The 2580-nt window shown below is 64.7% G+C and carries 3 protein-coding genes and 1 pseudogene; all 4 read right to left on the bottom strand.

The window, feature by feature from the left end; all coding sequences use genetic code 11:
• A partial coding sequence (locus EN994_RS26505; protein WP_127307940.1) for an aldehyde dehydrogenase family protein occupies positions 1 to 491 on the bottom strand: 491 nt, incomplete at its 3' end.
• A gap of 185 nt (positions 492 to 676) precedes the next feature.
• Complete coding sequence (locus EN994_RS26500; RefSeq protein ID WP_024502666.1) at positions 677 to 1951, bottom strand: RNA polymerase sigma factor; 1275 nt, start codon at positions 1949 to 1951, stop codon at positions 677 to 679.
• Complete coding sequence (locus EN994_RS26495; RefSeq protein WP_013529829.1) at positions 1948 to 2322, bottom strand: YciI family protein; 375 nt, start codon at positions 2320 to 2322, stop codon at positions 1948 to 1950. The genes EN994_RS26500 and EN994_RS26495 overlap by 4 nt, the downstream gene beginning before the upstream one ends.
• A gap of 107 nt (positions 2323 to 2429) precedes the next feature.
• Positions 2430 to 2580: pseudogene (locus EN994_RS36395) on the bottom strand (DNA topoisomerase IB); the annotation flags it as partial.

Raw genomic sequence — 2580 nt, 5'->3', positions numbered from 1 at the left:
TTCCAGGACCACACCGCGACCGGGAAATTGAAGGCGGAAATGACGCCGACGACGCCGAGCGGATGCCAGGTTTCCATCATCCGATGGCCCGGGCGCTCGGTGGCGATGGTCAGGCCGTACAATTGCCGGGAGAGGCCTACGGCGAAATCGCAGATGTCGATCATCTCCTGCACTTCGCCGAGCCCCTCGGACGGGATCTTGCCGACCTCGATCGACACCAGCCGGCCAAGCTCGGCCTTGTGCGCGCGCAGTTCCTCGCCGAGCAGCCGCACCAGTTCGCCACGCCGCGGGCCCGGCACCATGCGCCAGGCCTGGAAGGCCTTGTGCGCGGCATCGATCACCTTGGCCGCGTCAGCCGGCGAGATCGTCTTCAGCGCCGCGATCTGCTCGCCCGTCACCGGGCTGCGCACGATCAGGTCGCCGCCGACGAGCGCTTCCTTGGCCACGCCCAGTTTCGCCAGCAGTTCGGTCGTTTCCTTGCCTATCGTCATTCTTGTCCCTTTCAGATCCCGTCGCCATCATATGGCGCTGGGTTAAGCCTTCGCCGTGTCGCCCGTGTGCCGAAAGGCACTTCAGGCGCAGTCATGGCGTGGCATTACTCGTTTCAGGGGAAAATCGCCACCCCGGCATGGTCCAAGCCCAAACTACACGATTGAGCCAGATGGGGAGGTGACGCTCAGTTTGCCTTTTTCGCCGGCGGGCGCACCGCACCGTCCTTGATCAACCGGTCGATATGCATGCGGATATGGGCAGCCTCTGCCGCCGTGTTCGCAAGCGCTATGGCGCGGTCGAAGGCGACGCGCGCCTCGTCGCCCCGGTCGAGCTGCATCAAGAGGCCCCCCTTGAGCCCGAAAAAGTGGAAATAGCCGGAAAGCCGTTCTTCCAGCGGCTCGATCATGGCCAGCGCCTCCCCCGGTCCACGCACCTTCGAGACCGCGACGGCCCGGTTGAGCGTGACCACCGGCGACGGCTGCATCTGCTCCAGCAAGCGGTAGAGCAGGTCGATCTCGTTCCAGTCCGTATCCTCGGCCTTTTCGGCCCGCGCATGCAGCGCGGCAATCGCCGCCTGCACCTGGTAAGGGCCGGGCTTGCGATGGCGCAGCGCCTTGTCGACCAGTGCCAGCCCCTCATCGATCATCTTGCGGCTCCACAGGCTGCGATCCTGGTCTTCGAGCAGCACGATCTCGCCGCTCTCGTCGAAACGGGCCGGTGCGCGCGCATGCTGCAGAAGCAACAGCGCCGTCAGCCCCATGATCTCCGGCTCCGTCTGGAACAGCCGCAGCAACAGCCGTGCCAGCCGGATCGCCTCCTCGCACAGCGGCGCGCGGGCCGGCGCCTCGCCGCTGTTGGTCGAATAGCCCTCGTTGAAGACCAGGTAGACCATGGCGGCGACGGCGGCGAGCCGTTCCGAGCGCTCGACCGCGCCAGGCGTCTCGAACGGCACGCCGGCGTCCGCAATGCGCGCCTTGGCGCGAGTGATGCGCTGCTCCATGGCGCTTTCGCCAACCAGGAAGGCGCGCGCGATCTGCTTGACGGTGAGACCGGAGACGATGCGCAGCGCCACCGCGATCTGCTGCGTTGCCGGCAGATCGGGATGGCAGCAGATGAACAGCAGCCGCAATATGTCGTCGCGGTAGTGCGCCCCGTCCAGCCGCTCGGCGATATCGCTCTCGGCGTCTTCCAGATCGGAAACCTGGTCTTCATCCGGCATCGGCGCCTGCTTGGCGCGCTTGCGCACCGCATCGATGCCGCTGTTGCGGCCGACGAAGATCAGCCAGGCCGCCGGGTCGCGCGGCGGCCCGTTCTGCGGCCAGTTCTTCAACGCCCTGAGGCACGCGTCCTGGAAAGCTTCCTCCGCCGTATCGAGATCGCGGAAATAACGCAGCAGCGCGCCCATCGCCTGCGGGCGGGCGGCGCTGATCGCGGAGCTGATCCAGGCCATTTCGGTCATGCGGAAACCGTTGTTGGGTTGAAGACCGAAACCGGCCGGATTTCATAGGAGCCGCCGCTCGGGTTGACCTCGGAAAGTTCGCGGGCGAACTCCACCGCCTCGTCGAGATCGGCGCATTCGAGCGTGTAGAAGCCGAGAAACTGTTCCTTGGTCTCGGCGAACGGCCCGTCGATGACGACCGATTCGCCTTTGACCTTCCTCAACGTCGTCGCGGCCGTGGTCGGCAGAAGCCGTGCCACCGGGCCGAGCCGACCAGCCTTGGCGTACTTGTCCTGAACGTCGAGGAGATTGGCCATGACCTCGTCGTCCTGTGCCTTGCTCCAGGAGCAGACGACATCTTCGGAGGCATAGCAGAGGATTGCGTAGAGCATGGCTGGTCCTTTTCTCTGTCAAAGGACGAAACAGTAAGACCGATCCCGACATGACGTCGATAAAAAAATCCAGATGTGACGGATTTGGCCACCGTCGGCCGCGTCGGTCAGCTTTCTCCCAGTTTCAGCCATCGCAGCACGAGAGCTTCCTCGTCATCGAGACCGGCAATCGCCCGTTTGCGCTTGTTGGCCTGCGCCATTTCATCCAGCAACCGTCCCTCGGACCACGCTTCGAAGACCCGCGGATGGATATAGCAT

This window comes from Mesorhizobium sp. M7A.F.Ca.CA.002.09.1.1 (genome assembly GCF_003998555.1).
Taxonomy (GTDB): Bacteria; Pseudomonadota; Alphaproteobacteria; order Rhizobiales; family Rhizobiaceae; genus Mesorhizobium; species Mesorhizobium ciceri.
This window is presented reverse-complemented; position numbering and strand designations above follow the sequence as displayed.